This is a genomic window from Brevundimonas sp., from assembly GCF_036402095.1.
Lineage (GTDB): Bacteria > Pseudomonadota > Alphaproteobacteria > Caulobacterales > Caulobacteraceae > Brevundimonas.
This window is the reverse complement of sequence record NZ_DASWTO010000066.1, coordinates 1-3987: the sequence shown is the minus strand read 5'-3', so window position 1 is coordinate 3987 and position 3987 is coordinate 1. Positions and strand designations below refer to the sequence as shown.

Below are 3987 nucleotides of genomic sequence, written 5' to 3'. Positions count from 1 at the left end.
CCGAACAAGGACCACATCCACCTGCACCTCGACCACCTCGATCCGAAGATCCTGCACGAGCGCCTGCCCGGCATCTCGGAATCGGCCAAGATCTTCGCCGGCGTCGACGTCACCAAACAGCCGATCCCGGTGCTGCCGACGGTCCACTACAACATGGGCGGCATCCCCACGAACTATCACGGCGAGGTCCTGACCAAGGTCGGCGACAATGCGGACAGCGTCGTGCCCGGCCTGATGGCGGTGGGCGAGGCGGCCTGCGTCTCGGTGCACGGGGCCAACCGCCTCGGCTCGAACAGCCTGACCGACCTGGTGGTGTTCGGCCGCGCCGCCGGCCTGCGCTGCGGCGAAGTGGTCGACAAGGCCTCGGCCGTGCCGTCGGCCCCGGCCTCGGCCACCGACGCCCATCTCGCCCGCCTCGACCGCTTCCGTCACGCCTCGGGCTCGACCCCGACGGCGAAGCTGCGCATCGAGATGCAGCGCGCCATGCAGTCGGACGCGGCCGTATTCCGCACCGGCAAGACGCTGGAGGAGGGGGTGGCCAAGCTGCGCGCCATCCACGCGGCCGGCGCCGACATCCGCACCACCGACCGCGGCCTGATCTGGAACACCGACCTCGTCGAGACGCTCGAATACGACAACCTGATCGACCAGGCCCTGGTCACCATCGAGGGCGCCCTGAACCGCACCGAGAGCCGCGGCGCCCACGCCCGCGAGGACTATCCGGACCGCGACGACGTGAACTGGATGAAGCACACCCTCGCCTGGAAGGTCCCCGGCGACGCGGTGAAGATCGATTACCGGCCGGTGCACAATTACACGATGTCGGACGACATCTCGTACATCGAGCCCAAGGCGCGGGTTTACTAATGGTCCAGCTGACTCTCCCCAAGGGCTCGAAGCCGACGCGCGGCAAGGTCTACAAGGCGCCCGCCGGCGCGAAGAACGTCAAGACCTACAAGGTCTACCGCTACGACCCCGAGGTCGACGCCGATCCGCGCTGGGACGTCTACGAGGTCTCGGCCGACGACCACGGCCCGATGCTGCTGGACGCCCTGATCCACATCAAGAACGAGATCGACCCGACCCTGTCGTTCCGGCGTTCGTGCCGCGAGGGCATCTGCGGCTCCTGCTCGATGAACATCGACGGCCGCAACACCCTGGCCTGCACCAAGGGCTGGGAGGAGTGCTCGTCCTCGACCATCTCCATCGCGCCCCTGCCGCACCAGCCGGTGGTCAAGGACCTGGTCACCGACCTGACCCTGTTCTACGCCCAGTACGACTCGATCCAGCCCTGGCTCCAGTCCGACGAGCCGGACCCGGAGACCGAGCGGCTGCAGACGCCCGAGGAGCGGTCGAAGCTCGACGGCCTCTACGAATGCATCCTGTGCGCCTGCTGTTCGACCTCCTGCCCCAGCTACTGGTGGAACCAGACCGAATACCTCGGCCCCGCCGCCCTGCTGCAGTCCTACCGCTGGATCGCCGACAGCCGCGACGAGGCCACGGACAAGCGGCTCGACGACCTCGAGGATCCGTTCAAGCTCTACCGCTGCCACACCATCATGAACTGCGCCCAGGTCTGCCCCAAGGGCCTGAACCCGGCCAAGGCCATCGCCGAGACCAAGAAGCTGATGGTCTCGCCCAGCCGCAAGAAGACGGAAGCCGCCTGATCTTGGCAAAGATTAGATACATCGAGCACGACGGCCGCGAGCATGTGGTCGAGGTCAGGAATGGCCTCTCCGTCATGGAGGGGGCGATCCGCAACAACGTGCCCGGCATCGACGCCGACTGCGGCGGGGCCTGCGCCTGCGCCACCTGCCACGTTTATGTGGACGAGGCCTTCCAGGCCGAGACCGGCCGCGCCTCGGCCATGGAGGAGTCGATGCTGGACTTCGCCGAGAACGTGCAGCCGAACAGCCGCCTGTCCTGCCAGATCCGCGTCAGCGACGATCTCGACGGCCTGATCGTCCGCCTGCCCGAATCCCAGCACTGACCCGGCCGTGGGCCGCGCGCACCCGGATCTGGTCGATCTGGTCGGCCGGCTGATCGCCGATGGACCGAAGGACCGCCCCCCGCTGATCGCCATCGTCGGGGCGCAGGGCTCCGGCAAGACCACCCTCGCCCGCGCCGCCGCCGAACGCTTCGGCGCCGCCCAGATCTCCATCGACGACGTCTATCTGACACGGGCCGAACGCGAGGCCCTGGCGCGCGACCTGCATCCGCTGCTCGTCACCCGCGGCCCGCCGGGGACCCACGACCTGGGCCTGCTCCAGGGCCTGATCGACCGCCTCTCCACGGCCGGTCCGGACGACGGGACCCTGATCCCGGACTTCGACAAGCGCGGCGACGACCGCCGGCCGGTCGAGCGCTGGCGCCGTTTCACCGGCCGGCCGTCGGCCATCCTGATCGACGCCTGGTGCCTCGCCGCCCTGCCCGAGGACGAGGCCGCCCTCGCCGAACCGGTCAACGTCCTCGAGCGCGAGCAGGACCCCGACGGCGCATGGCGGCGCGCGGTCAACGGCTTCGTCGCCGGGCCCTACGCCGCGTTCGCCGCCCGCTTCGACGCCGTCCTGTTCCTGCAGGCCCCCGGCTTCGAGGTCGTGCTCGACTGGCGCAGCCAGCAGGAGGCCGATCTGCTCGGCGTCGCCGCGGACGATCTGCCGCAGGCGGAGCGCCGCCGTCTCGCCGGCTTCATCCAGTATTTCGAGCGCATCACCCGCCGCATGCTGTCCGGCGGCGTAGGGGCAAGCGTCACCGTGAAACTGGATCGAAACCGTCAGCCGGTATCCATCGCGCGATGAACAGGCCGGACGACCGCAGACTCGAGCCCCGCTCGCCCGCCAATATGCGCGGGGTCGTCATCGCGCCCGGTCTGGAGCTGGCCTGCCTGATCCTCGACCAGTCCGGCTCCGGCGCCCGGCTGCGGCTGGACCGCAACCTCGCCCTGCCGGAGCGGGTGGTGGTCGTCGACGTCGTCCAGGCCACCGCCGTCGAGGCCCAGGTGATCTGGCGCAAGGGCCAGGAAGCGGGGGTCAAACGCCTCGGCGCCGCCGCCTCCCTGCGCGGGCTGGTGCCGTCCCGCCTCGCCTCCGCCCGCGCCGCCCTGATGCGGGCCGGCGGTCGCTGAGGCAGGCCGGCGCGGAACCTTGCGCACCGGCATCCGGCATGGTCTGGATCGCGGCATGAAACTGCTGTCTCTCGCCGTCGCCGCCGCATGGTCCCTGGCCGCATCCGTCGCCGCCCAGTCCTCGGCGCCTCCCCAATGGTCGCCGGAAGTCATCGAGGCCAATCTGGCGGCCGCCATGGAGGATGAGGGCAAGCGCCACGCCTTTCTGATCAGTTTCCTGAACGGCGAAGTCTGGGTCCGCGTCGAGCAGGCCAGCCTCGACGCCGCGGCCGAGCACCAGCGGTCCGGCGCGCCGGGTCGGGTGCCGCTGCGGGTGTTCGCGGGCGAGATCGAAGGGCAGACCGTGATATTCGCCTTCACGCGCCCCGAACTGGCCCCCGCCGCGTTCGGTCAGGAGGTGCCCCTGCTCGGCATGTCCGGCGAGGCGGCGCTCCGCGCCCAGAGCGAGGTCGGTTTTTCGCTCAACTATAACAATGGGCCCGGCGTCATCTTCACCCGGGAGGAGATCGCCGCCCTGCTCGCCACCATCCAGTATCAGCCCGCTACACCGCCGACAGCGTCCCCGCGTTGATGGCGATACGGCCGATCAGGCCCTTGACGATCAGGTCCAGGGCCGAACCCTCGCGGTAGTCGGCGGCGGCGACGAAATTGACCCGGTCCTCCGAGATCAGGCCGTAGATCTTCTGCTGGTCCCGCTCCGAGTTGCGCGGATCGTAGACGGCGATCGAGAAGCCGCCCTTGGTGTGCATCATCTTCATGGTCGGCACGTCGGTGTCGCCGTCGCCGAGGAAGATCATCCGCTCGAACGGCACCGGCCGGTCGTCGTCGGCCATGAAGCGGTTGATCTTCTCGTGCTCCCAGTG

Annotated in this window: 6 protein-coding genes and 1 pseudogene; 6 read left to right on the top strand and 1 reads right to left on the bottom strand. The window is 69.3% G+C overall.

Translation table 11 applies throughout. From position 1 onward, the window contains the following. From VGD32_RS05655 to VGD32_RS05630, 6 genes are all read left to right on the top strand, one after another. Positions 1 to 867: FAD-binding protein (locus VGD32_RS05655; RefSeq protein ID WP_331030929.1), on the top strand; the 867-nt coding region annotated here is incomplete at its 5' end. Further along, positions 867 to 1667: a succinate dehydrogenase iron-sulfur subunit gene (locus VGD32_RS05650; RefSeq protein ID WP_331030928.1), complete on the top strand. Its 801-nt coding sequence runs from the start codon at positions 867 to 869 to the stop codon at positions 1665 to 1667. The genes VGD32_RS05655 and VGD32_RS05650, both read left to right, overlap by 1 nt. 2 nt (positions 1668 to 1669) lie before the next feature. Next, positions 1670 to 1990: a 2Fe-2S iron-sulfur cluster-binding protein gene (locus tag VGD32_RS05645; RefSeq protein WP_331030927.1), complete on the top strand. Its 321-nt coding sequence runs from the start codon at positions 1670 to 1672 to the stop codon at positions 1988 to 1990. Between the two features lie 7 nt (positions 1991 to 1997). Continuing rightward, complete coding sequence (locus VGD32_RS05640; protein WP_331030926.1) at positions 1998 to 2798, top strand: kinase; 801 nt, start codon at positions 1998 to 2000, stop codon at positions 2796 to 2798. Then, positions 2795 to 3124, top strand: coding sequence for a PilZ domain-containing protein (locus VGD32_RS05635; RefSeq protein ID WP_331030925.1), 330 nt, complete (start codon positions 2795 to 2797; stop codon positions 3122 to 3124). The genes VGD32_RS05640 and VGD32_RS05635 overlap by 4 nt, the downstream gene beginning before the upstream one ends. Before the next feature lie 55 nt (positions 3125 to 3179). Next, positions 3180 to 3695, top strand: a complete 516-nt coding sequence (locus tag VGD32_RS05630) for an SseB family protein (protein WP_331030924.1) — start codon at positions 3180 to 3182, stop codon at positions 3693 to 3695. On the opposite strand, the pseudogene VGD32_RS05625 reads toward VGD32_RS05630, so the two are convergent. Then, a pseudogene (locus VGD32_RS05625) lies at positions 3667 to 3987 on the bottom strand (haloacid dehalogenase-like hydrolase); the annotation flags it as partial. The gene VGD32_RS05630 and the pseudogene VGD32_RS05625 sit on opposite strands and share 29 nt — an antisense overlap.